Origin of the sequence: Arthrobacter sp. SX1312 (genome assembly GCF_002929295.1) — a bacterium.
In the GTDB taxonomy this organism is placed as follows: domain Bacteria; phylum Actinomycetota; class Actinomycetes; order Actinomycetales; family Micrococcaceae; genus Arthrobacter_D.
In genome coordinates, this window is sequence record NZ_PJIM01000001.1 from 26,042 (window position 1) to 49,716 (window position 23,675).

A 23,675-nucleotide genomic window follows, 5' to 3' on the forward strand; every position below is an offset into this window, starting at 1 on the left:
CCATGACCATCCGCACGGAGCAGGGCACGCACCTCGCCGGACCGGTCCTCGTCGTCGGGGCCGGCCTGCTGGGTGCCAGCATCGGGCTGGGCCTGCGCGCCCGCGGGCTCGACGTCGTCCTGTCCGACAGCTCGCCCTCCACCGAGGCCGTCGCCCGCGACATCGGGGCCGGCCGGCTCCTCGCGGAGTCGCGGGCCGCGGGGGAGCGGCTGGCCCCGGAACTCGTCGTCGTCGCGACTCCTCCCGACGTCACCGCGCGGGTCGTGGCGGCCGCGCTCCGGGACTACCCCGACGCCGTCGTCCTGGACATCTGCAGCGTGAAGGAAGCGATCCTGCGCGAGCTCGAAGCGACGCCGGACGCCGCAGCGCACCTCTCACGGTACGTGGGGACGCACCCGATGGCCGGCCGCGAGACGTCCGGGCCCGTCGCGGCCCGGGCGGAGCTGTTCACCGGTGCGCCCTGGGTGCTCTGCGGCGCCGAGAGTTCCGCCGAGGCCGTCCTGTGCGCCGAACGGCTCGCCGTCGACCTCGGGGCCGTACCGGCGAGGATGACCGTCGAGGAGCACGACCAGGCCGTGGCGCTCATCTCCCACCTCCCGCAGGTGGTGTCCTCGCTCGTGGCGAGCAGGCTTCAGGACTCGCCCGTCCGGGCGCTCTCGCTCGCGGGCAACGGATTGCGGGACGTGACGCGCATCGCGGCGAGCGACCCCCGCCTGTGGGTGCAGATCCTCTCCGCCAACGCCGGCCGTCTCGTCGAGATCCTGTACGGCGTCCGTGAGGACCTGAACCGCCTGATCAGTACCCTCGAGGATCCGACGGGCGGCGGCTCACGCCTCGACATGGCCCAGCTGATGTCCGAGGGGAACGCGGGCCAGGCACGCGTGCCCGGGAAGCACGGCACGCCGCCGAACTCCTTCGCACGCCTGACGGTGCTCGTCGACGACGTGCCCGGGCAGATCGCGAAGCTCCTGACCGAGATCGGCCTCACCGGCATCAATGTCGAGGATTTCCGCCTCGAACACTCTCCCGGCCGTGAAGTGGGCCTCGCCGAACTCTCGGTGATCCCCGGCAAACGACTAGAACTGACGGAGTCCCTGACGCAGCGGGGCTGGAAGGTAGTGCAGTGATGCAGGTTTCAGCAGTCCAGGCGCCCATCGCGCCCGGGCCGGAGGGCGAGTCCGCGCCGTCCGGTCCGTATTCGGGTTTCCGGCTCGGGAAGTCCCTCGTCGTCGCGATCGACGGTCCCTCGGGCTCCGGCAAGTCGAGCGTCAGCCGGGAAGTGGCACGGCGGCTCCGCGCCGCGTACCTCGACACCGGGGCGATGTACCGTGCCGTCACGCTCCACTGCGTCGCGCAGGGGATCGACCTCGAGAACGGTGCCGCGGTCGAGGCGGCGGCGCGGGACATCGAGCTGTTCATCAGCACCAGCCCGGACCACGAGTCCGTGACCATCGCCGGTGACGACGTCACGGCCGCCATCCGGGAGCCCGAGGTCTCGTCGGCGGTGAGCGCCGTCGCGACGACCATGGGGGCCAGGGCCGAGCTCATCCGGCGCCAGCGCGCGCTGATCGCCGGTGCAGGCCACCGCATCGTCGCCGAGGGGCGGGACATCACCACCGTCGTCGCCCCCGACGCCGAGGTGCGCATCCTCCTCACCGCGAGCGAAGAGGCGCGTCTGCGTCGCCGTGGGGACCAGCTCGGCGGCACCCAGACCGACGCCCAGCTGAAGCGGCAGGTCACCGACCGGGACGCCCGGGACTCGACCGTCGTCGACTTCCACCAGGCGGCGGACGGGGTCGTCACCCTCGACTCCTCGGACCTCGACTTCGAACAGACCGTGGACGCGGTCCTCGGCATCGTGCGCACGGTGGCGCACTGACCGTCCCGCGACGGACCACCGCCAGACCTCGGGCGCGAGCCCACCAGGATTGCCGTCGGGAGACGGCGAACACCAACCGAAGGAATACCAGATGAGCGAGAACCTTTCGCCGGACGAGCAGGGCCCCGGAGCCGACGAGGACTACGAGCCGAGCGGCGAGGACCAGGTCGGCGCACTGCTCGACACCCTCGACGACGCCGAGGCGGAGCAGCGCGCCGCCTCTCTCCGTGCGGGCCTCGAGGACTACGAGCTCGACGACGAGGACGCCGCGCTCCTGGACCGCCGGCACGAGGACTTCGACGAGGAGGCGGAGGGCCGGCTCAATCCCGTGCTCGCCATCGTCGGCCGCCCGAACGTCGGCAAGTCCACGCTCGTCAACCGCATCCTGGGACGCCGTGAGGCCGTCGTCGAGGACACGCCCGGCGTGACCCGCGACCGCGTCTCCTACCCGGCCCAGTGGTCCGGGCGGAACTTCACCCTCGTCGACACGGGCGGGTGGGAGCAGGACGCCAAGGGCATCGCCGCGCGCGTCGCCGACCAGGCGGAGATCGCCGTCGACATGGCGGACGCCGTCCTGTTCGTCGTCGACGCCACCGTCGGCGCCACCGCGACCGACGAGGCCGTGGTGCGCATGCTGCGCCGCAAGAACAGGCCCGTGATCCTCGTGGCCAATAAGGTGGACGACATCCAGAACGAGGCCGACGCCTCCGTGCTGTGGGGGCTCGGCTTCGGGCAGCCCTGGCCGGTGTCCGCGCTGCACGGCCGCGGCACCGCCGACATGCTCGACCAGGTCAACGAGATCCTGCCGGAGTTCTCCGAGCACGGCGGCATCGAACGCTCGGGCGGGCCCCGCCGCATCGCGCTGATCGGTCGGCCCAACGTGGGCAAGTCCTCGCTGCTGAACAAGCTCGCAGGATCCGACCGCGTCGTCGTCGACCCGCTCGCCGGGACCACGCGGGACCCCGTGGACGAGATGATCGAGCTCGGTGGGCGCACCTGGCGTTTCGTGGACACCGCGGGCATCCGCCGCCGCGTCCACATGCAGCAGGGCGCCGACTTCTACGCCTCCCTGCGCACCCAGTCCGCGCTGGAGAAGGCCGAGGTCGCCGTCGTGCTCCTCGCCGTGGACGAGGTGCTCAGTGAGCAGGACATCCGCATCCTGAACCTGGCCATCGAGTCCGGCCGCGCGATCGTGCTGGCCTTCAACAAGTGGGACCTGCTCGACGACGAACGCCGCCGCTACCTCGAGCGCGAGATCGACCAGGACCTGGCCCACGTGGACTGGGCCCCGCGCGTGAACATCTCTGCGCTCACCGGCTGGCACAAGGACCGCCTCGTCCCCGCCCTCGACGTCGCCCTCGAGTCCTGGGACCGCCGTATCCCCACAGGCCGCCTCAACGCGTTCCTCGGGGAACTCGTGGCCGCCCACCCGCACCCCGTGCGCGGCGGCAAGCAGCCCCGCATCCTCTTCGGCACCCAGGCCTCGAGCCGCCCGCCGAGGTTCGTGCTGTTCACCACGGGCTTCCTGGACCCCGGCTACCGCCGTTTCATCACGCGCCGCCTGCGGGAGACGTTCGGCTTCGAGGGCACGCCCATCGAGGTCAGCATGCGCGTCCGCGAGAAGCGCAGCCGCAAGCGCTGACTCCCTCCGCCGGTGTGCGGTTCCGCTGCCGGATGCTGTAGTGTTATCCGAGTGGTTTGGCCTGCTGGACGGGCCGTTCGGGATGTGGCGCAGCTTGGTAGCGCACTTGACTGGGGGTCAAGGGGTCGCAGGTTCAAATCCTGTCATCCCGACCATATGATGTCCTCCGACATCGGCCACGGAACGCCTTCCTTCGGGAGGGCGTTTCGTGTTTCCCGGCTCTTCCACGGGACTCTCGGCCCTAGGCGGGTCCCGAGGCGCGGGCGAGGATCGACGGGTGAACAGCGATCAGCCGCCCGCCGTCGCCGGAGGAGTCCGACCGGACGAGGCCTCCGCCCACACAATCGCTACGCCGTCGGGTCGACGGCCGGGTCCGGGTCTCCTCCAGGACGACACGGGGGGCACCCCTCCGTTGCGTCCGGGGGCCGCACACGGTCTGTCCGCCGCGCTGGGGGCGGCGACACTGCTCGCCGCCTCCGCGTCCTTCTTCGTCCCCGGGGTGCTGGAGGGGCCCGCCGTGACGCGGGGAAACCTTCGCGGAACGGCACTCGTGCTGATGGTCCTCGCCGTCCCGCTGCTCTTCGCCTCGATGTCCTTCGCGGCGAGGAACTCCGCCCGGGCCCTCGTGGTGTGGCTGGGGGTGGTGGCGTACATCATCTACCAGGCCGTGCTGTTCCTGTTCGGTACTCCCTTCAACAGCCTGTTCCTCGTCTACGTGGCCATGCTGTCGCTCGCACTCTGGTCCGCGGCGGCCCTGATGCGGCAGATCGATCTGGGGGAGTTCAGTGCCCGCTTCGACGAACGCCTGCCCGCACGCCGCATCGCGACCTACGCGTTCGTCATCGCAGCCCTCAACGCGCTGGTCTGGTTGCGGACGATCGTCCCCGCGATGCTCAGCGATGCCCCGCACGCATTCCTCGACGGGTCGGGCATGACGACCAACCCCGTCTTCGTCCAGGATCTGGCCGTCTGGCTTCCGCTCCTGATGGTCGCCGCGTGGTGGCTGTGGAAGGCTCGCCCGCTCGGTCGGCTCATCGTCGGTGCGCTGCTCGTCCTGCTGGTGGTCGAGGGCATCGGCGTGGCCACCGACCAGTGGTTCGGTGCGGGCGCGGACCCCGGTACGCCGTTCGCGTCGATGGCCGCGGTCCCCCTGTTCGCAGCTCTGGCCGTGATCGGCATGGTGCCGCTGCTCGTGTACCTCCGCCATCTGGAGGCGGGTGGCGGGGAGGCCTCCCGGTCCACGCGGTGACCCTGACCCCGGCCGGGGAGCGGCTGGCTGCGGTCGACGAGGCCAATCTCGTCCTGGACCACGCCGGGCAGGCGAACGTGTTCCTCGTCGCCGGATCCCGATCATCACCTCCGGCTCGTGGACGCCGTGACGGGACCGGCCGGGCTCGCTGGGGGCGGTGGCGATCGTGCAGTGCCCGTGTCCGTCCCGGTGGCGCTGCAGCGTCGGGGGACCATCGGGCAACCACGTCGGTGTCATGCTCGTGCACCTGCCGCTCGGCGAGCCCGATCCGGTGGAGCGCCTGCGCCAGGGCACACTCGAGTCCATGCGCGGGCCGCTCGGTGCGCGGGTCCTGCGCTGCAGTGTCCACTTCGACGCGACGGGCGTCCCCGGAGCCGTGTTCGCACGAGGCATGGGGGAGGAGTTCGAACACCGCACCGGGCGTCCTGCGACCGACCGCCCCGGCTGAGCAGCATTGCCCGACGCCGGATCACTCCCGGCGGGACGCCACCGGGACGAGCGACAGTGCCCAGTCGCGGGCACGCTGCTGTTCTCCCCGGAGGAGATGACTGCTGGAATCGACGAGGAAGTCCTGGTGGGCGTCGAGGACGAGATCCCTGCGGTGGAGCTGTCGCCGGATCACGGCCGTGGCATCGCCGGCGAAGATGCGCGGGATGTCCGCACGCGTCGAGAACGCCGCGAAGCGCGGCTCCGAAGCTGCCAGGGTCATGCGCTCGAGCCACTCCCGGATGCCGGGCTCCAGGGCATCCGCCTCGAGCATGAGGCCCCGGGTCGGGTCGTCGGCCCAGGTGGCGGCCTCCTGCCGTGACGACGGTTGCGGGAGGGTGTGTGCGTGGGTCGGCGCACCGATGACGACGATGTCGTACCCGGACAGCTGCACCGGGGCCTCGGCGGCGGTCGACACCGCGACGCCCCCGGTGGACCGGAGGGCGTCGGCGACGGCCTCGGCGATCATCCGGGTGCTGCCGAACATCGATTCGTACACGACCAGTGTGTTCATCTCCCGCACCTTTCCTCGGTCTGCGCAGAACAGTCTGCGCCGGCGGCCGGGACCCCAGAAGGGTCCAACGTCCTGTCGCAGCACCGATCGGGTGACCCGATGCCCTGCCTGCAGGCTCCGCCCGGGCACGATGAGAGGCGCGTCACGGTGTGGCGCGTTGTGCCTATACTCGACCAGTACTTGTACCGGGCGGCGCCCCGCGCGGCCGCCGCTCCAGCCCGCGTCCGAAAGGCAACCATGAGCAACATCCCAGACGGCCTCTACTACACCGCGGAGCACGAGTGGATCAGTGAGCCGGCTGTCGACGGCACGGTCCGGGTCGGCATCACCGACTTCGCGCAGGACGCCCTGGGGGATGTCGTCTACGTACAGATGCCCGAGGCCGGAACCGGCGTGACCGGCTCGGACGTCATCGGCGAGGTCGAGTCCACCAAGAGCGTCAGCGACATCTACGCCCCGGTGACGGGTGAGATCGTGGCGCGCAACGAGGCCCTCGACGACGACCCCTCCCTGATCAACTCCGACCCCTACGGTGAAGGCTGGCTGCTCGAGATCAAGGTCGCGGACCCCGGGGTGGTCCAGGGCCTGCTGAGTTCAGCCGACTACTCGCAGCAGGTAGGCTAGATCCACCTCGCAAAGGCAGGGACGGTATGGTCGGCGTCACGCCGGGCCACCGTGCAGTAGGTGGAGGAAAGACCATGGTGCCCGACGTGAATCCAGCCGGAAACGGAGAAGAGCCGAACATGACGTCTCCTGAGACAACGACCATCGGTCTGCCCCCGCAGGTCGAGGTGACCGAACTGGAACGGCATCTGACGCGCGAGGAGCAGGCATCCGTCGCGGCCCTGCCTGCGGGCTCGGCCCTGCTGATCGCCCACTCCGGCCCCAACGCCGGTGCACGGTTCCTGCTGGACGAGGACGTCACGAAGGCCGGCCGCCACCCCAACGCCGACATCTTCCTCGACGACGTGACGGTCTCACGCCAGCACGCCGAGTTCCGCCGTACCGAGAACGGTTTCATGGTCGTGGACACGCGCAGCCTCAACGGGACGTACGTCAACAACGACCGCGTGGACAGTGTGGCACTGCGCAACGGCAACGAGGTGCAGATCGGCAAGTTCCGCCTGACCTTCTACGCGGCGCGTACCGTTTCGGGCCGGGGCGGCCGACACACGACAGCGCAGGCGTAGTCCGCTCCATGCCCGTCTCCCAACCCGCCCGGCATCCGGCCGGCGTCGTCCCCGGTTCCTCCGGCAGCGGTGTCCGCAACATCGGCGAGGTCCTGCGTGAGCTGGCCGAGGAGTTCCCCCAGGTCACGGCGTCGAAGATCCGGTTCCTCGAGGAGAAGGGCCTGATCTCCCCGCAGCGCACACGGGCCGGGTACCGGAAATACGCGTCGCACGACGTCGAGCGCCTCCGGTTCGTGCTGGCCCTCCAGCGCGACCAGTACCTGCCCCTCAAGGTGATCAAGGACTACGTCGACGCCATCGATCGCGGTGAGCGTCCGGAGTCCCTGCCCGGCGGGATGACCCTCGCGCCGCGCGTCGTTTCCGACCAGCTCTCCCGCGAACTGCAGGGGCACGCGCGGCGCCTCACCGCGGAGACACTGGCCGCGGAAGCGGGAGCGCCGCGCCGGCTGGTCGACGACCTCGTGAGCTTCGGCCTGATCACGGCCGTCGACAACCGTTTCGACGAGCACGCCCTGAAGATCACGAAGGCCTGCGTGCAGCTCGAGGGCCACGGCATCGAGCCCCGCCACCTGCGGCCCTTCCGTGCCGCCGCGGACCGCGAGCTGGGGCTCGTCGAGAGCGTCGTCGCCCCCATGGCCTCGCGCAGGGATGTAGCCTCGAAGGCACGCGCAGCGGAGACCGCACGCGAGATCAGCGAACTCTGCCTCGGCCTCCACAGCGCCCTGGTGCACAGCCACATCGCCCGGATGGACAGTTAGGCGGCTTCCCGTGATCGAAGTAGAAGTGGTCGGCGTGCGGATCGAGCTGCCGTCCAACCAGCCGCTGGTCCTCCTGCGCGAGAGCGCCGGGGAGCGGCACCTGCCCATCTGGATCGGTGCCCCCGAGGCCAGCGCCATCGCCTTCGTGCAGCAGGGGATCGTCCCGCCGCGGCCCATGACGCACGACCTGCTCGTCGACGTCGTCACCGCCGTGGGGAAGCAGATCACCGAAGTGCGCATCACCTCGGTACAGGACACCGTCTACCACGCGGAGCTCGTCTTCGATGACGGGGTGACGGTCGGTTCGCGGGCGTCGGACGCCCTGGCCATCGCGCTGCGCGTGCCCTGCCCCATCTTCTGCGCGGACGAGGTGCTGGCCGTGGCCGGCGTCGAGATCGCCGAGGCGGACGCCGAGGAGCCGGGGGACGGCGGGACGGAGGAGACGGCCGAGAAGGAGGTCCTCCAGTTCCGGGAGTTCCTCGCGGACGTGGAGCCCGAGGACTTCGAACGGTGAGTTCCCGGACCGCGGAACCGGCTGCTCCGGCGGCGTTCCGCGGGCCGCCGACGACACGGTGATTCTTGAGGCGCATCGTCTTTGACCTTGCCCCTTCCGCGATCTAACGTCGAAGAATACAGTTCCCATTGCGTGCGTGGTGGACCCGGGGCACAGTTGAGTGCACATGCCGGGGTTCCGCCTGATCAGCAGGTGTCCCGGGGAACCCGACGAGGAGGCAGCACGTGAGTCCGAAGGGTGACGCCGGCAAGGCAGCCAGCCCATCAGGCACCGGTGTCCCGGCGAGCGCCCAGGGCCTGCTGTTCACGGAAGACCTCCCCGTCCTCGACGAGGACGCGGGCTATCGCGGCCCCACCGCCTGCAAGGCGGCCGGCATCACCTACCGCCAGCTCGACTACTGGGCGCGGACCGGGCTCGTCGAACCGGCGGTCCGCAGTGCATCCGGCTCCGGCACGCAGCGCCTGTACGGCTTCCGTGACATCCTCGTCCTCAAGGTGGTCAAGCGCCTGCTGGACACCGGGGTGTCGCTCCAGCAGATCCGGACCGCCGTCGAGCACCTCCGCGAGCGCGGGGTCGAGGACCTCGCCCAGATCACCCTCATGAGCGATGGCGCGAGCGTCTACGAATGCACCTCCGCGGACGAGGTCATCGACCTCGTGCAGGGCGGACAGGGAGTCTTTGGGATCGCCGTCGGCCGCGTCTGGCGCGAGGTCGAGGGAAGCCTCGCGGCCCTGCCCAGCGAGCACGCGGTGGACCAGGACTTCCCGGGCGACGAACTCAGCAAGCGCCGCGCCACCCGCAGGATCAGCTGACGCCCCCGGCGCCGTCGCCTTCGGCGCCGTGGCGCCGACGCCTCCGGCACCCTGCCGAGCACCTACCTCCGAGCGGTCCGGCTGCGCATCCTGTCCGGGTCCACGACGTTCGTGAGCAAGTCGTCGAAGTAGCCCGCCGCCTGCTGTGCGGACTCGCCGGGCCAGTGGTGCACGGCGTGGGCGGCACCCTGGATCTGCTGCCAGTTGGCCTGCTCCGGCATGGTGGGGCTCAGGACCAGGTCGCCGAACATCTGCCGCATCTCGCCGAGGCGGAACGCGTGCTCGTGGGACGACTCGCGGACCCGGTTCGCGAGGATGCCGGCGGTCGTCAGGTTCGGCGCGAATTCGCGGCGGAACAGCTCGAGGGCGCGCATCGTGCGCTCCGTACCCGCCACGGAGAACAGGCCCGGTTCGGCGACGAGGAGCACCTTGTTGCTAGCGGTCCACGCCATGCGCGTGAGCCCGTTCAGCGACGGCGGGCAGTCGATCAGGACGAGGCTGTAGCCCTCGACCCGGGACAGGAGGGAGGACAGGCGCCGCTGGTCGCGGCGTCCGAGGTCCGGCCGGTCGTAGATGCCCGAATGGGCCGACCCCATCGCGACGTCGAGCGTGGATGCCCGGGCGCCCGGCTGCTGCGCGGCGGTCGCCACCCAGCCACTGGGGACGGTGTGGGCGCCGAGGTCGCCGCGCCGCGCGTTCTTCAGCAGGCGCCCGATGTCGGTCTGCCCCGACGGTCTGACGCCGAGTCCGGTGGTCGCATCGGCGTGCGGATCGAGATCGACGACGAGCGTCGGGATGCCGGCCGCCAGTGCGGCCGAAGCCAGCCCCAGGGTCATCGACGTCTTGCCCACGCCGCCTTTGAGGCTGCTGATACTCACTACCTGCACGTGTCGAACCCATACCTATCCCTGGCCGCGACAGGCGGCCCGATGTCCTTGTGATCCCCGTCCATCATAGAGTGGCGCGGCCTTCCGCCCGGACCCGTGGGGGTCGCCCGTCCACATAGCGGCACCGCCATGGGCCGGCGCGGCCCCACGGGTAGGATCGAGCCACCGTGAAGAACCCGACCGGCAAGGATGCAGGAGTGCGATGTTCTCGAAGATTCTGGTAGCTAACCGCGGCGAGATCGCCATCCGGGCCTTTCGGGCCGGGCACGAAGTAGGGGCGAAGACCGTCGCGGTCTTCCCGCAGGAGGACAGGAACTCCATCCACCGCCAGAAAGCCGACGAGGCGTACCTCATCGGCGAGGAGGGCCATCCGGTCCGTGCATACCTGGACATCGAGGAGATCATCCGCGTGGCCCGGGAGTCCGGCTGCGACGCCATCTATCCCGGGTACGGCTTCCTGTCCGAGAATCCCGGCCTCGCCCGGGCCGCGGCAGAGGCGGGGATCACGTTCGTGGGACCGCCCGCCGACGTGCTGGAACTCGCCGGGAACAAGGTCAAGGCCCTGGACGCCGCCCGCGCGGCCGGCATCCCCGTCCTCGCATCGTCCCGCCCGAGCGCCGACGTCGCCGAACTGATCGCCGCGGCCGAGGAGATCGGGTTCCCCGTGTTCGCGAAGGCGGTCGCCGGTGGCGGCGGTCGCGGGATGCGCCGCGTGGACACGCGCGAGGCGCTGCCCGAGGCGCTGGAGGCCGCGATGCGCGAGGCCGAGTCGGCCTTCGGGGACCCCACCATGTTCCTCGAGCAGGCGGTCCTCCGCCCACGCCACATCGAGGTGCAGATTCTCGCGGACGCAACAGGCAACGTGATGCACCTCTTCGAGCGCGACTGCTCCCTGCAGCGACGGCACCAGAAGGTCATCGAGATCGCGCCCGCTCCGAACCTCGACGAGTCGATCCGTCAAGCGCTGCACCGCGACGCCGTGAAGTTCGCGACCGCCCTGGGCTACGTGAACGCCGGCACGGTCGAGTTCCTCGTGGACACGGTCGGGGAGCGGGCGGGCCAGCACGTGTTCATCGAGATGAACCCGCGCATCCAGGTCGAACACACGGTCACCGAGGAGGTGACCGAGGTCGACCTCGTCCAGTCCCAGCTGCGGATCGCCGCGGGGGAGACCCTCGCCGACCTCGGCCTGAGCCAGGACACCGTGACCCTGCGCGGCGCAGCCCTGCAGAGCCGCATCACCACGGAGGATCCCGCGAACGGGTTCCGCCCCGACGTCGGCAGGATCTCCGCCTACCGGTCCGCCGGCGGCGCCGGGGTGAGGCTCGACGGCGGCACCGTCTACGCGGGTGCAGAGATCAGCCCGCACTTCGACTCGATGCTCGTCAAGCTCACCTGCCGGGGCCGGGACTACCCCTCGGCCGTCACCCGGGCGCGGCGGGCCCTGGCGGAGTTCCGCGTCCGTGGCGTGTCGACGAACATCTCCTTCCTGCAGGCCGTCCTGGACGACCCGGACTTCATCGCGGGCAACGTGGCGACGTCGTTCATCGACGAACGCCCCGAGCTCCTGACGGCGCGGGTGCCCGCCGACCGCGGCACCAAGCTCCTCACCTGGCTCGCCGACGTGACCGTCAACCAGCCCAACGGCGCCCGGCCGGCGCACCTCGACCCCCGGGAGAAGCTGCCACAGCTCCCCGAGGACCGGCGCGGCGCCGACGCCCCGCCGGCCGGGAGCCGGCAGCGGCTGCTCGAGCTCGGTCCGGAGGGCTTCGCGAAGACGCTGCGCGAGCAGACCGCCGTCGCGGTCACGGACACCACGTTCCGGGACGCCCACCAGTCCCTGCTCGCCACCCGCGTCCGGACCCGCGACCTCGTCGCCGCCGGGGCGAGCGTCTCCCGGCTGACCCCGGAGCTGCTGTCCGTGGAGGCATGGGGTGGGGCCACCTACGACGTCGCGCTCCGCTTCCTCGGCGAGGACCCGTGGGAGCGCCTGGACGCGCTGCGCCGCGAGGTGCCGAACATCTGCCTGCAGATGCTGCTGCGCGGGCGGAACACCGTCGGCTACACGCCGTACCCCGAGGCGGTGACGACGGCGTTCGTCCAGGAGGCCGCCGCATCCGGCATCGACATCTTCCGCATCTTCGACGCCCTCAACGACGTGACGCAGATGGAGCCCGCGATCCGGGCGGTCCGGGAGACCGGGACGGCCGTCGCGGAAGTAGCCCTCTGCTACACCTCCGACATGCTCGACCCGGCCGAGAGGCTCTACACGCTCGAGTACTACCTCGACCTCGCGCAGAAAATGGTCGACGCCGGCGCGCACGTCCTGGCCATTAAGGACATGGCCGGTCTGCTCCGCCCGGCCGCTGCCGCGCAGCTCGTGACCGCCCTGCGGGAATGCTTCGACCTTCCCGTCCACCTCCACACCCACGACACCGCCGGCGGCCAGCTCGCCACGCTCCTCGCGGCCGTGGACGCGGGGGTCGACGCCGTCGACGTCGCCAGCGCCGCCCTGGCCGGCACCACCAGCCAGCCCTCGGCCTCCGCGCTCGTCGCAGCCCTGGCGCACACCCCCCGGGACACCGGTCTGGACCTCGACGCGGTCTGCTCCCTGGAACCGTACTGGGAGGCCGTGCGCCGGATGTACGTGCCGTTCGAGTCCGGGCTGCCCGGGCCCACCGGCCGCGTCTACCGCCACGAGATCCCCGGCGGGCAGCTGTCCAACCTGAAGCAGCAGGCCATCGCGCTCGGGCTGGGCGAGCGGTTCGAGGCGATCGAGGACATGTACACCGCGGCGGACCGCATCCTCGGCAGGCTCGTGAAGGTGACACCGTCCTCCAAGGTGGTGGGGGACCTCGCCCTGGCCCTGGTGGGCAGGGACGCCGACCCCGCGGAGTTCGAGGAGAACCCGCAGGCCTTCGACATCCCGGACTCGGTCATCGGGTTCCTCAACGGGGAGCTCGGCAACCCGCCCGGCGGTTGGCCGGAACCCTTCCGCACCAAGGCCCTGCAGGGCCGCGAGTTCAAGCCGCGCGACGTCGAGCTCACCGCCGACGACGAGGCGAAACTCGCCGGCTCCCCGTCGGAACGCCGGTCCGCGCTGAACACGCTCCTGTTCGCCGGACCGACGAAGGACTTCCGGGCCACGCGCGACACCTACGGGGACGTCTCCCTCCTCGGCACGGCCGACTACCTCTACGGACTCCAGCCCAACACCGAGCACGTCATCGAGCTCGAGAAGGGCGTCCGGCTCATCGCCACCCTCGAGGCGGTCTCGGAGCCCGACGAGAAGGGCATGCGGACCGTCATGTGCACGCTCAACGGCCAGATGAGGCCGGTCAGCGTGCGTGACAGGAGCGTCCACAGCGACGTCGCGGCGGCCGAGAAGGCGGACCCGGGAACCCCGGGCCAGATCGGCGCTCCGTTCGCGGGGTCCGTGACCGTCACCCGCGCCGAGGGCGACACCGTCGAGGCCGGGGACACGGTCGCCACCATCGAGGCCATGAAGATGGAGGCCAGCATCACCACACCCGTGGCCGGCACCGTCCAGCGCGTCGCCCTCGCAGGACCCGCGCCCGCACAGGGCGGCGATCTCCTGCTCGTGGTCTCGGCGTCCTGACCGGGGGCCGCGGGTCGCCGGGGTAGCCCGCGCCCCGCGGCCCGCGGCCCGCGGTCCCGCCCGGCCCCGGCCGTGACCGCCGCTAGACTGCGGGTGTGACCCACTACGACCTCGCGATCATCGGCTCCGGCTCGGGCAACACGCTCATCTCCCCGGAATGGGACGACCGCAAGGTGGTGCTCGTCGAGGGCGGGACCTTCGGCGGTACGTGCCTCAACGTGGGCTGCATCCCCACCAAGATGTTCGTGTACCCCGCCGGGCTGGCCTCGGCGCCGGCGGAGTCCTCGCGCCTCGGTGTGGACCTCACCCTGGACGGGGTGCGCTGGCAGGACATCCGCGACCGTATCTTCACCCGGATCGACGCCATCTCGAGGGGAGGGAGGACGTACCGGGCGGAGGAGCTCGCGAATGTCACCCTCATCGAGGAGTACGTCCGGCTGACGGGGGAGAAGTCCTTCGAGACGCCGGGCGGGGACGTCGTCACCGCGGATCAGCTGGTCCTGGCCGCCGGTTCGCGCGCCACGCTCCCGGACATCCAGGGCATCACCCTGCCCCAGGTGCACACCTCGGACTCCGTGATGCGCCTCGACGAGCAGCCGCGGCGCCTGCTCGTCATCGGCGGAGGCTACATCGCGGCGGAGTTCGCGCACGTGTTCGGCTCGTTCGGGACCCGCGTGACCCTCGCGGTCCGGTCCGACGGCATGCTGCGGCACCTCGACCACACCGTGTCGGAGTCCTTCACCGAGCAGGCCGCGAGCCGGTGGGACCTGCGGCTGAACACCGATGTCACCGGCCTCGCCGCCAACGCCGACGGCAGCGTCACCGCCCGGCTCGACGGGCCGGCCGGGGTCGCCGACCTCGAGGTGGACGCCGTGCTCGTGGCGATCGGCCGCACGCCGAACACCGACCGCCTGGGGGCGTCGGAAGCCGGGCTCGACGTGCACGCCGACGGGCGCCTCGCCGTCGACGAGTTCCAGCGCGTCCTGCGCAACGGGACGCCGGTGGACGGACTCTGGTCCCTCGGCGACGTGAGCAGCCCCTACCAGCTCAAGCACGTCGCGAACCATGAGGCGAAGATCGTCGCCCACAACCTGCTGCATCCCGAGGCGCTGCGGGCGAGGGACCACCGGTTCGTGCCCGCCGCGGTGTTCTCCCACCCGCAGGCGGCGACCGTCGGCATGACGGAGGCAGAGGCCCTCGCGTACGCCGAGACCCAGGGCACGGCCGTCGTGACGGCCGTCCAGCACTACGGCTCGACCGCGTACGGGTGGGCGATGGAGGACTCGCCCGGTTTCGTCAAGATCATCGCCGAGCAGCACTCGGGCCGGATCCTCGGCGCCCACATCCTCGGCCATGAGGCATCGATGATCATCCAACCGGTCATCCAGGCGATGTCCTTCGGACTGGACGCGCACACGATGGCGCGGGGCCAGTACTGGATCCACCCGGCCCTCACCGAAGTGGTCGAGAACGCGCTCCTGAACCTCAGGATCGACTGACCCGGCGGTCCCGCCCGCCGGGGCGGGACCTCGGTCCGGTCAGACGGCGGCCTTGCTGTAGATGGACTCCACGACGTCCGAGTAGTCCTTGAGGACCTGGGCCCGCTTGATCTTCAGGGACGGCGTCAGATGCCCGGTGGTCTCGGTGAAGTCGGTCGTGACGATCCGGAACTCCTTGATGGCCTCCGCCCGCGAGACGGTCGAGTTCGCCTGGTCCACGAGGGCCTGGATCTCCGCGAGGACCTTCGGGTGTTCGGCGGCCTCCGCCGTGGTGGTGCCGGCCGGCAGCTGGTGCCGGTCCAGCCAGCCCGGCAGGGCTTCCTCGTCGATCGTGACGAGGGCGGAGATGAAGGGCCGGCCGTCGCCGACGACGACGCACTGGGAGACCAGCGCGTTGGCGCGGATCGCGTCCTCCAGCATCGCCGGGATCACGTTCTTCCCGCTGGCCGTCACGATGATCTCCTTCTTCCGGCCCGTGATGCGCAGGAAGCCGTCGTCGTCGAGCTCGCCGATGTCGCCGGTGCGGAACCACCCGTCCAGGAAGGCCTCGGCGGTCAGGTCCGGGCGGTTGTAGTAGCCCTTCATGACGCAGACGCCCTTGGCGAGGATCTCGCCGTCGTCCGCGATCTTCACCGCGTTGCCCGGGAGGGGGGCACCCACGGTCCCGATCTTGATGCGCTTGGGCGTGTTCACCGTGATGGGAGCGGTGGTCTCCGTCAGCCCGTACCCCTCGAGCACCATGAGTCCGATGCCGTGGAAGAAGTGCCCGAGCCGGTCCCCGAGGGGGGCCCCGCCGGACACCGCGTGCTCGACCCGGCCGCCCATGGCCGCGCGGATCTTGCCGTAGAGCAGGCGGTCGAAGACGGCATGCTTGACCTTGAGGGTCAGCGGGACCTTCCCCGCCTGGTCGGCCTTCGACCAGGCGATGGCCACATCGGCCCCCGCGTGGAAGATCTTGCCCTTACCGCCGTCCTCGGCCTTGAGCATCGAGTTGTTGTAGACCTTCTCAAAGACGCGCGGCACGGCCAGGATGAACGTGGGCCGGTAGCTCTGCAGGTCGGGGAGCAGGTTCTTGACGTCGGGCGTGTGCGCCACCGTGGCGCCCGCCGCCACGCACAGGACCGAGATGAAACGGGCGAAGACGTGGGCGAGGGGGAGGAACATGATGGTCTGCCCGCCCTCGCGTGCCACCTCCGGGAGGGCCGCGGCGGCGTTCTCCGACAGTTCGACGAAGTTCCCGTGCGTCAGTTCACAACCCTTGGGCTTGCCCGTGGTGCCCGAGGTGTAGATGACTGTGGCGACGTCGTCCAACCCGGCGTACGCCCGGCGGTCGGACAGCATCTGCTCGTCCGTGCCCACCCCGGCCGTCCGCAGTGTGTCCAGGCCGTCGCCGTCGAACTGCCAGACGTGCTGCAGTGATCCGATGCCTTCCAGGGCCACGGCCTCACGGACCACGCCCTCGTGGCGTGCGGACTCGACGAAGGCCCCGACCGCGCCCGAATCGCTGAGGATCCAGGCGACCTGCGCGGGGGACGAGGTCTCGTAGACGGGGACGGACACCGCGCCGGCGAACCAGATCGCGAAGTCGGCCAGCGACCACTCGTACCGCGTGCGGGCCATGATGGCCACGCGGTCCCCGGCCTGGACGCCGGAGGCGATCAGCCCCTTCGCGACGTCCTCGACCTGGCGGCGGAACTCGGTGGCCGAGATGTTCTCCCACTCGCCCGAGGGTCCCTTGACGGCGAACAGGGCCGGGTTCGACGGCTTGGTCGCCTGCCGGACCACGAGATCCGTGGTGTTCGTCCGGCGGGGGACGTCGACAAGGACGGGGACGCTGATGTCGCGCACGATAGCTCCTTTGATATCACCCCACGATGAGGTGGTTTCACCCTATATGGTTACCTGTCCGAAACGCCCTCCAGTAATGTACGAATCGGTAACGGGTGCGCGCGCGTCCGCCATGACGAGGAGGACCGCATGCCGATCATGCCCGAGCCGGGAACTCCCCGTGCCCGGCGGCTGCGCTCCGGGACGGGCCTCCCGTGGAGCGGCCCCGGACCGATGGCCGCCCGGCCGGCCCGCACCGCCTTCCCCAATCCCGCGCGCCGCGGCCTGTCGGTCGGGGTGGACATCGGCGGCACCAAGATCGCCGCCGGCGTGGTCGACATCCACGGCCGGATCCTTGCCGAGGCGCGCAGGCCCACACCCGGCCAGGACGCGCGTGCCGTCGAGGCGGCCGTCACCGACCTCGTCCGCGAACTGTCGAGGGAATACCGCGTCCGCTCGGTCGGGATCGGGGCGGCGGGCTGGATGGACCTGTCCAACAGCACCGTGCTGTTCAGCCCGCATCTTGCATGGCGCAACGAGCCGGTGCGGCGCAACCTGGAGAGGCTGCTCCGGCGGCGCGTGACGGTGGTGAACGACGCCGACGCCGCCGCGTGGGCCGAGTGGCGGTTCGGCGCGGGGCGCGGGGAGTCCCGCCTGGTCTGCGTGACCCTCGGGACCGGCATCGGCGGGGCCATGATCATGGGCGGGCGCGTCGAGCGTGGCCGGTACGGTGTCGCGGGCGAGTTCGGCCACCAGATCATCGTCCCGCAGGGGCAGCGCTGCGAATGCGGCAATCGTGGGTGCTGGGAACAGTACGCCTCGGGCAACGCGCTGGGACGCGAGGCACGTGAGCTGGCTGCGGCGCAATCGCCCGTGGCGCAGGGCATCATCGACGCCGCGGCGGCCGACGGCGGCGCGATCACCGGGGCCCTCGTCACCCGGCTCGCCATGGAGGGGGACCCGACGTCCCGGGAACTCGTCGACGACGTCGGCCAGTGGCTGGGGCTGGGACTGGCCAACCTGGCGGCCGCCCTCGACCCCGGCACGTTCGTGATCGGCGGCGGGCTGAGCGCGGCGGGGGACCTCCTCCTGGAGCCGGCCCGGCGTGCCTTCGGAAGGAACCTGACCGGTCGGGGCTTCCGGCCCGTGGCGCGGATCGAGCGGGCGGCGCTGGGACCGGCCGCGGGGCTCATCGGAGCCGCGGACCTCTCCCGGCTGCTCTCACGTAGCGGCACCTGAGGCAGCGGGGCGGACGGGCAGGGTCGCCGGACGGGCAGGGTCGCCCGACGACGCCTGCGAGCGTCAGACCTCGGCGCCGTCGTCCCCCACGTCCCGCTGGTTGGGCAATCTGGTGACCAGGTATCCGGCGCCCGCGAGGAAGATCGCGAGCAGGCCGAGGGTCACGGCCATCGGGGCCGTCCGCCAGAACATGGCGATGAGGAACAGCATGATCGGTCCGCCTGCGGCGCCGATCCAGGCGAGGACCGTGAGCGGGTCACCCGATCCGAGCGGCGGCGGGTCCTCCGGCGTGAACCCCTCGTCCTCGTCGGGGTCGTCCGGCGCCGCGTAGTCGCGCGGTCCCGTGGAGCGGAGGGGCTGGTTGCGGAAGATGGCCTCCGCCCGTTCGCGACTGGTGGTCCCGGTGGCGTCACCCGGGACGTCATCCGCCGCACGGACGGCATCATGTGCGCCGTCGTGAGCGCCTCGGGAGGGTGGCTGCTCCTGGCCGTGGGGATCGTCCGGTCGGGGCGCGGGCGCTCCGTCGATCCGCGCGCGGAGCGGCGCGGCGGGGGAATCGGGATCGGTGGGCGTGCCTTCCAGCCGCGCCACGAGGTCCTGCCAGACGGCGTCATCCGTGGATTCGTTCGGTTCCTGCCCTCGGGGGCCCATACTTTGCTACCTGCCGTCGCGTGCTGCGGCCAGGGTTCGGAGGATCTCCGCCCGGCATCTTCGGACATCAGTGGGCGTGCTCGTTCAATCGTGGACACCCTACGGCCCTACGTCAACCGATTCCCAGCGTGTCGGTACTGCCCGGCCACGGGTTCGTGACGCCGTCCGTCACGCCGGCACCCTTAGAGTAGGCTTCCAGAGGAAAAAGCGGGCGGCATTGCCGAGTGCCGCACCGTCCATCCAGGGAGGCTGGCAGCGTGTTCTATTGGGTGATGAAGCGGATCATCGTCGGTCCGATCCTCAACCTCCTCTTCCGGCCGTGGGTCAAGGGACTCGACAACGTCCCCACCTCGGGACCGGCCGTGATCGTCAGCAACCACCTGTCGTTCTCCGACTCGATCTTCCTCCCGATCGTCGTTCCCCGCCCCGTCGTCTTCCTCGCGAAATCCGAGTACTTCACGGGCAAGGGCGTCAAGGGCCGGCTGACGGCGCTCTTCTTCCGGCTGTCCAACCAGCTGCCCATGGACCGCTCCGGCGGGGCGGCGTCGTCCTCCTCGCTGAGCGCCGGGATGGACATCCTGAACGACGGCGGCGTCCTCGGCATCTACCCCGAGGGGACCCGCAGCCCCGACGGGCGCCTCTACCGGGGCAAGACGGGCGTCGCGAAGCTGGTCCTCGCCACCGGCGTGCCGGTGATCCCGGTGGCGATGATCGGCACGGACAAGGTGCAGCCCATCGGCCGCCGCATCCCCAACATCCGCCGTGTCGGCATCATCATCGGCGAGCCCCTCGACTTCTCCCGCTACGAGGGGCTCGAGGACGATCGCTTCGTCCAGCGGTCCGTCACCGACGAGATCATGTACGAACTGATGCGCCTGTCCGGGCAGGAGTACGTCGACGCGTATGCCAGTACCGTCAAGGAGCGGCTCGCCGCGGAGAAGGCCGCCGGCCGGAAGGCGTCCAGGCCCGGCGCCGACACCCGGAGGGCCGCCGTGCGGATCGGCAACGAGGGCGGCACCCCCGCACCGGGCGCCGTCACCGAGGTCGGCCGTGCATCCTCGGATGCGCAGGGCAAGGCCGACGAGGGCCAGGACGCCCCGGGCGACGGGACGACCGGCCCGGCCTAGCGCGTCGGGCAGGCAAGCGCAGGTCACCGCAAGCGCGGCACCGGAGCCTCCGCGGAGGCGCCCGTGCATGGGGTGTCCCTCTGTGACACCGCCCGCGGCTGCCATGACAGGCCGAATCGGGCCGTGGTCGCCCAGCCAGTAGAATTCGGGTGTGACCGATTCTCTAGCTCCCGTCCTCCCGCGTACCGCGGATCCCGCTTCGTCCACCCTTGCCGGCCTCGATGCCTGGCGTTCGATGACCGCAGCGCAGCAGCCCTCGTGGCAGGACCCGGGAGTCTATTCGGCATCGGTCAAGGAACTCTCCAGCCTCCCGCCCCTCGTCTTCGCCGGGGAGGTGGACGTGCTGCGCGAGCGGCTCGCCGCGGCTGCCCAGGGCAAGGCCTTCCTGCTGCAGGGCGGCGACTGCGCGGAGACGTTCGACGGTGCGACGGCCGACAAGATCAGTGCCCGTGTCCGCACGATCCTGCAGATGGCCGTCGTCCTGACCTACGGCGCCTCCCTGCCGGTCATCAAGATGGGGCGCATGGCCGGCCAGTTCGCCAAGCCGCGCTCCTCCAACGACGAGACGCGTGACGGCATCACCCTGCCGGCCTACCGGGGGGACATGGTGAACGGCTACGACTTCACCCCGGAGAGCCGCGGGCACGATGCCTCCCGGATGGTGAAGGCCTACCACACGTCGGCGTCGACCCTGAATCTGATCCGGGCCTTCACGCAGGGCGGATTCGCGGACCTCCGGCTGGTCCACCACTGGAACAAGGGCTTCATGGCCAATCCGGCGCACTCCCGCTACGAGTCGCTCGCCCGGGAGATCGATCGCGCCGTCCGTTTCATGGACGCGTGCGGCACCGACTTCGAAGCCCTGAAGCGTGTCGAGTTCTTCGCCAGCCACGAGGCCCTGCTCCTCGACTACGAACGTGCGCTGACACGGATCGACTCCCGCACCTCCCTCCCGTACGACACCTCCGCGCACTTCCTGTGGATCGGGGAGCGCACCCGCGAGATCGACGGCGCACACGTGGACTTCCTGTCGCGGGTGCGGAACCCGATCGGCGTCAAGCTCGGTCCGTCGACGTCGGGGGACGACGCCCTCGCGCTCATCGACAAGCTCGACCCGAACCGCGAACCGGGCAGGCTCACGTTCATCACGCGTATGGGCGCCCGGAACATCCGCGAGAAGCTGCCGCAGCTCGTGGAGCGCGTCACCGACTCGGGTGCGCAGGTCCTCTGGGTCACCGATCCGATGCACGGCAACACGGTGACCTCGCCCAACGGCTACAAGACACGCAACTTCGACGACGTCATCGACGAGGTGCGCGGGTTCTTCGAGGTGCACAACTCCCTGGGTACGTTCCCGGGCGGGCTGCACGTCGAGATGACCGGCGACGACGTCGCCGAGTGCCTGGGCGGCGCCGACCCGATCGACCAGGAGGCCTTCCTCGAGCGGTACGAGTCCGTGTGCGATCCCCGCCTGAACCACATGCAGTCACTCGAGATGGCGTTCCTCGTCGCGGGGGCACTCTCGAAGAGCTGATGTCCCGACGCACGTCGACGCCGGAGGCGGCCACCCTGGTGGCCGCCTTCGGCGTTCGTGGGGGAGCCGGGCCTCAGGTGACCGTGATGCGGATGACGGTACCCTCGGGCTGTTCGCCCGAAGGGCTCTGCCCGGCGACCAGACCGAGGACCGGGCTGCCGAAGGTGTAGTCGACCTGCACCTCGAAGCCGGCCGCTTCCAGGGCGGCCACGGCACGCTCCTCCGACAGCGAGAAGACGCTGGGGACCTGCACCAGGCGCGGACCGCGGGAGATCGTGAGTGTGACGCCGGTCCCGCGCTGGACGTCGGTGCCGGAAGGGCTCTGGCCCACGACGGCGCCCTCCGGCACCGTCCGGCTGTACTCGCGGGTCCCGTCCACGACCGGCATGAGCCCCGCCTCCTCGAGGGCGGCCACGGCGTCCTCCTCGGCGAGACCGACGACGTCGGGGACGGCGATCGGCGCGGGGCCGAGGGACATCACGAGATCCACGACGGAACCGCGCCGGCGCTCGGCGCCCTGCTCCGGGTCCTGCCGCAGGATCACGCCGGCCGGCACGCTCTCGCTGTACTCCTGGCCCAGCGCGCCGACGGCGAGTCCGGCGGCTTCGAGCTCGGCCGCGGCCTCGTCCTGCGTCCGGCCGCCGAGGTCGGGCACGGCGAACAGCTCGGGCCCCCTGGAGACGAGGAGGTCCACGCGCTCGAAGCGCCGGACCTCGGTGTTCGCGGCGGGCTCCGTGCCGATCACCAGGCCGGGGAGGACCTCCTCGCTGAAGGCCTCCTCCGTGGACACGGACACGAGCCCCTCGTCCTCGAGGACGGCCCGCGCCTCCCCGAGCGGGACGTTCGCGACGTCGGGCAGGGTGACGACCCCGGCCGGCCCGGCACCGAAGACCCAGCCCAGCCCCGCGACCAGGCCCGCGAGGACGATCAGCAGGGCCACGAGCAGCCGCACGGAACGCCGCCCGGTCCGCCCGCGCAGGGTCTTCTGCGGACGCTGCGCCTCCCGCGCCTGCTGCCGCTTCGACAGCGGGCGGGCAGTGCGTCCGCCGGGACCGCCCGCGGCGGCGGCCGTGCTGCCCGACCGCTCCTTCTCCACGGGCGGTGCGAGCGGGCCCGACGCCGGCGGGACGGCGGGCATCGCTCCGATCACCCGGGTCGCGTTGCGGTCCCTGCCGATGACGCTGGTGCGGTGGTCCTCGCCCGCCCCGCCGGGCAGGACCTCCGTGCGGCCGGTCCCGGCGGCGTCATCGGGCCCGGCAGCCCACGCGGACCGGGCCAGGGCCACGGTCCGGGCGCCGTCGTCCGGGAGCTGCGGGACGACGGCGACGGTGAGCTGATCCTGCTCCGGGACGGCGTCGGGTGCGTCCTCGGGTGCGAAGTCCAGTTCCTCGTCGGTGAGCGTCGCGCGGATGTGCCGGAGCTCGCCGAGCAGCGCCGACCCGTCCACCGGGCGGTCCTCGGGATCCCTGGAGGTGCACCACTGCACCAGCTCGTCGATGTCCGCGGCCAGGCCGGGAAGGAACCGGGACGGCGCCGGCACGTCCGCCTGCGCGTGCTGGATGGCGACCTGGATGGGGGTGTCGCCCGTGAAGGGCTGCCGCCCGGTGAGGAGTTCGAAGAGCATCACGCCCGTCGAATAGATGTCGCTCTGGGCTTCGGCGGGCCGGCCGAGGACGAGCTCGGGGGACAGGTAGGCGACGGTGCCCACGAGGGTCGCCGTGCCCGTGGTCGCCGACACGGCGCGGGCGAGCCCGAAGTCGGCGATCTTCACCTGGCCCGTCTCGGAGAGGAGGACGTTCTCCGGCTTCACGTCGCGGTGGATCAGTCCTGCGTCATGGGCGGCGGCCAGCCCCTCGACGACCGCGTCCAGCAGGTCCAGCGCACGGCGGGGTGTGAGCCGGCCGTGCTCGCGCAGGACGTCCCGCAGGGTGCGGCCCTGGACGAACTCCATGACCAGGTAGGCGACGTCCTGCCCGTCGACGTCGTCCACGCCCTGGTCCAGCACGCCCACGACGTGCGGGTGGGACAACCGGGCCGCGGATTTCGCCTCCTGCTCGAAGCGATCGATGAAGCCGGCCTCCTCGGCCAGGTGCGGGTACAGGACCTTGAGCGCCACGCGCCGGTCCAGGCGGCGGTCGGTGGCGAGGTAGACGGTGGACATGCCCCCGCGGGCCAACCGCGAATGGACGACGTAGCGCCCGTCGACAGTTGCTCCCTCGAGGGGGTCCTTCCGTTGCTGGTGCACCCT

At 71.0% G+C, this 23,675-nt stretch carries 20 protein-coding genes and 1 tRNA gene; 16 read left to right on the forward strand and 5 right to left on the reverse strand.

Features of this window, described 5'->3' with window-relative positions:
• Window positions 1-2 precede the first annotated feature (2 nt).
• The 6 genes from CXQ92_RS00120 to CXQ92_RS00145 all read left to right on the forward strand — a co-directional run bounded on the left by CXQ92_RS00120 (window position 3) and on the right by CXQ92_RS00145 (window position 5,218).
• Window positions 3-1,127, forward strand: coding sequence for a prephenate dehydrogenase (locus CXQ92_RS00120; protein WP_104164202.1), 1,125 nt, complete (start codon window positions 3-5; stop codon window positions 1,125-1,127).
• On the forward strand, window positions 1,127-1,879 hold the full coding sequence (cmk, locus tag CXQ92_RS00125) for a (d)CMP kinase (protein WP_104164204.1): 753 nt from the start codon (window positions 1,127-1,129) through the stop codon (window positions 1,877-1,879). Before CXQ92_RS00120 ends, cmk begins: the two co-directional genes overlap by 1 nt.
• A 91-nt stretch (window positions 1,880-1,970) precedes the next feature.
• Complete coding sequence (gene der / locus CXQ92_RS00130; RefSeq protein ID WP_104164206.1) at window positions 1,971-3,521, forward strand: ribosome biogenesis GTPase Der; 1,551 nt, start codon at window positions 1,971-1,973, stop codon at window positions 3,519-3,521.
• A 78-nt stretch (window positions 3,522-3,599) separates the two neighbouring features.
• A tRNA-Pro gene (locus tag CXQ92_RS00135) sits at window positions 3,600-3,676 on the forward strand.
• A gap of 122 nt (window positions 3,677-3,798) precedes the next feature.
• Window positions 3,799-4,770, forward strand: coding sequence for a hypothetical protein (locus CXQ92_RS00140; protein ID WP_146067323.1), 972 nt, complete (start codon window positions 3,799-3,801; stop codon window positions 4,768-4,770).
• Between the two features lie 235 nt (window positions 4,771-5,005).
• Entirely contained in the window at window positions 5,006-5,218 is a 213-nt protein-coding gene (locus CXQ92_RS00145) for a hypothetical protein (RefSeq protein WP_258069599.1), read from the forward strand.
• A 21-nt stretch (window positions 5,219-5,239) separates the two neighbouring features.
• Here CXQ92_RS00145 and CXQ92_RS00150 read toward each other — a convergent pair whose 3' ends face one another.
• Complete coding sequence (locus tag CXQ92_RS00150) at window positions 5,240-5,770, reverse strand: flavodoxin domain-containing protein (protein WP_104164210.1); 531 nt, start codon at window positions 5,768-5,770, stop codon at window positions 5,240-5,242.
• Between the two features lie 237 nt (window positions 5,771-6,007).
• On the opposite strand from CXQ92_RS00150, the gene gcvH reads away from it, so the two are divergent.
• From gcvH to CXQ92_RS00175, 5 genes are all read left to right on the forward strand, one after another.
• Complete coding sequence (gene gcvH / locus CXQ92_RS00155) at window positions 6,008-6,394, forward strand: glycine cleavage system protein GcvH (RefSeq protein WP_104164212.1); 387 nt, start codon at window positions 6,008-6,010, stop codon at window positions 6,392-6,394.
• Between the two features lie 119 nt (window positions 6,395-6,513).
• A complete protein-coding gene (locus CXQ92_RS00160; protein WP_258069600.1) occupies window positions 6,514-6,960 on the forward strand; it encodes an FHA domain-containing protein in 447 nt (148 codons plus the stop codon).
• Between the two features lie 8 nt (window positions 6,961-6,968).
• Window positions 6,969-7,718 carry a MerR family transcriptional regulator gene (locus CXQ92_RS00165; RefSeq protein WP_104164215.1) on the forward strand — a complete coding sequence of 250 codons (750 nt, stop codon included), beginning with the start codon at window positions 6,969-6,971 and terminating at the stop codon, window positions 7,716-7,718.
• 10 nt (window positions 7,719-7,728) lie between these two features.
• Entirely contained in the window at window positions 7,729-8,232 is a 504-nt protein-coding gene (locus CXQ92_RS00170) for a bifunctional nuclease family protein (RefSeq protein ID WP_104164217.1), read from the forward strand.
• Window positions 8,233-8,456: 224 nt separating this feature from the next.
• Window positions 8,457-9,044: a MerR family transcriptional regulator gene (locus tag CXQ92_RS00175; RefSeq protein ID WP_104164219.1), complete on the forward strand. Its 588-nt coding sequence runs from the start codon at window positions 8,457-8,459 to the stop codon at window positions 9,042-9,044.
• A 62-nt stretch (window positions 9,045-9,106) separates the two neighbouring features.
• Here CXQ92_RS00175 and CXQ92_RS00180 read toward each other — a convergent pair whose 3' ends face one another.
• Window positions 9,107-9,931: a ParA family protein gene (locus CXQ92_RS00180; RefSeq protein WP_104164221.1), complete on the reverse strand. Its 825-nt coding sequence runs from the start codon at window positions 9,929-9,931 to the stop codon at window positions 9,107-9,109.
• A 202-nt stretch (window positions 9,932-10,133) separates the two neighbouring features.
• Between CXQ92_RS00180 and CXQ92_RS00185 the strand changes: the two genes are divergently transcribed.
• Complete coding sequence (locus CXQ92_RS00185) at window positions 10,134-13,550, forward strand: pyruvate carboxylase (protein WP_104164223.1); 3,417 nt, start codon at window positions 10,134-10,136, stop codon at window positions 13,548-13,550.
• Between the two features lie 95 nt (window positions 13,551-13,645).
• Window positions 13,646-15,049 carry a mycothione reductase gene (locus CXQ92_RS00190; protein WP_104164225.1) on the forward strand — a complete coding sequence of 468 codons (1,404 nt, stop codon included), beginning with the start codon at window positions 13,646-13,648 and terminating at the stop codon, window positions 15,047-15,049.
• Between the two features lie 39 nt (window positions 15,050-15,088).
• Here CXQ92_RS00190 and CXQ92_RS00195 read toward each other — a convergent pair whose 3' ends face one another.
• Window positions 15,089-16,897: a long-chain fatty acid--CoA ligase gene (locus CXQ92_RS00195; RefSeq protein ID WP_104164227.1), complete on the reverse strand. Its 1,809-nt coding sequence runs from the start codon at window positions 16,895-16,897 to the stop codon at window positions 15,089-15,091.
• Between the two features lie 213 nt (window positions 16,898-17,110).
• Here CXQ92_RS00195 and CXQ92_RS00200 point away from each other — a divergent pair, with 213 nt between their 5' ends.
• Window positions 17,111-18,115, forward strand: a complete 1,005-nt coding sequence (locus tag CXQ92_RS00200; protein WP_104166543.1) for an ROK family glucokinase — start codon at window positions 17,111-17,113, stop codon at window positions 18,113-18,115.
• Window positions 18,116-18,178: 63 nt separating this feature from the next.
• Here CXQ92_RS00200 and CXQ92_RS00205 read toward each other — a convergent pair whose 3' ends face one another.
• Window positions 18,179-18,766 carry a hypothetical protein gene (locus CXQ92_RS00205; protein ID WP_104164229.1) on the reverse strand — a complete coding sequence of 196 codons (588 nt, stop codon included), beginning with the start codon at window positions 18,764-18,766 and terminating at the stop codon, window positions 18,179-18,181.
• Between the two features lie 257 nt (window positions 18,767-19,023).
• Between CXQ92_RS00205 and CXQ92_RS00210 the strand changes: the two genes are divergently transcribed.
• Together CXQ92_RS00210 and CXQ92_RS00215 are read left to right on the forward strand one after the other, a co-directional pair.
• Window positions 19,024-19,893 (forward strand): 1-acyl-sn-glycerol-3-phosphate acyltransferase, encoded by an 870-nt coding sequence (locus CXQ92_RS00210; RefSeq protein WP_104164231.1) that lies wholly within the window; start codon window positions 19,024-19,026, stop codon window positions 19,891-19,893.
• A 151-nt stretch (window positions 19,894-20,044) separates the two neighbouring features.
• Window positions 20,045-21,427, forward strand: coding sequence for a class II 3-deoxy-7-phosphoheptulonate synthase (locus CXQ92_RS00215; RefSeq protein ID WP_258069602.1), 1,383 nt, complete (start codon window positions 20,045-20,047; stop codon window positions 21,425-21,427).
• A gap of 73 nt (window positions 21,428-21,500) precedes the next feature.
• On the opposite strand, the gene CXQ92_RS00220 is transcribed toward CXQ92_RS00215, so the two are convergent.
• Window positions 21,501-23,672 (reverse strand): Stk1 family PASTA domain-containing Ser/Thr kinase, encoded by a 2,172-nt coding sequence (locus CXQ92_RS00220; RefSeq protein WP_258069603.1) that lies wholly within the window; start codon window positions 23,670-23,672, stop codon window positions 21,501-21,503.
• Window positions 23,673-23,675 lie beyond the last annotated feature (3 nt).

What these genes read in the sequence shown, in the direction of transcription:
- CXQ92_RS00165 (WP_104164215.1), top strand. Translation starts at nt 6,969, where the DNA reads ATGCCCGTCTCCCAACCCGCCCGGCATCCGGCCGGCGTCGTCCCCGGT.
- CXQ92_RS00145 (WP_258069599.1), top strand. Translation starts at nt 5,006, where the DNA reads ATGCTCGTGCACCTGCCGCTCGGCGAGCCCGATCCGGTGGAGCGCCTG.
- der (WP_104164206.1), top strand. Translation starts at nt 1,971, where the DNA reads ATGAGCGAGAACCTTTCGCCGGACGAGCAGGGCCCCGGAGCCGACGAG.
- CXQ92_RS00205 (WP_104164229.1), bottom strand. Translation starts at nt 18,766, where the DNA reads ATGGGCCCCCGAGGGCAGGAACCGAACGAATCCACGGATGACGCCGTC.
- CXQ92_RS00160 (WP_258069600.1), top strand. Translation starts at nt 6,514, where the DNA reads ATGACGTCTCCTGAGACAACGACCATCGGTCTGCCCCCGCAGGTCGAG.
- CXQ92_RS00150 (WP_104164210.1), bottom strand. Translation starts at nt 5,770, where the DNA reads ATGAACACACTGGTCGTGTACGAATCGATGTTCGGCAGCACCCGGATG.
- CXQ92_RS00185 (WP_104164223.1), top strand. Translation starts at nt 10,134, where the DNA reads ATGTTCTCGAAGATTCTGGTAGCTAACCGCGGCGAGATCGCCATCCGG.
- cmk (WP_104164204.1), top strand. Translation starts at nt 1,127, where the DNA reads ATGCAGGTTTCAGCAGTCCAGGCGCCCATCGCGCCCGGGCCGGAGGGC.
- CXQ92_RS00200 (WP_104166543.1), top strand. Translation starts at nt 17,111, where the DNA reads ATGGCCGCCCGGCCGGCCCGCACCGCCTTCCCCAATCCCGCGCGCCGC.
- gcvH (WP_104164212.1), top strand. Translation starts at nt 6,008, where the DNA reads ATGAGCAACATCCCAGACGGCCTCTACTACACCGCGGAGCACGAGTGG.
- CXQ92_RS00120 (WP_104164202.1), top strand. Translation starts at nt 3, where the DNA reads ATGACCATCCGCACGGAGCAGGGCACGCACCTCGCCGGACCGGTCCTC.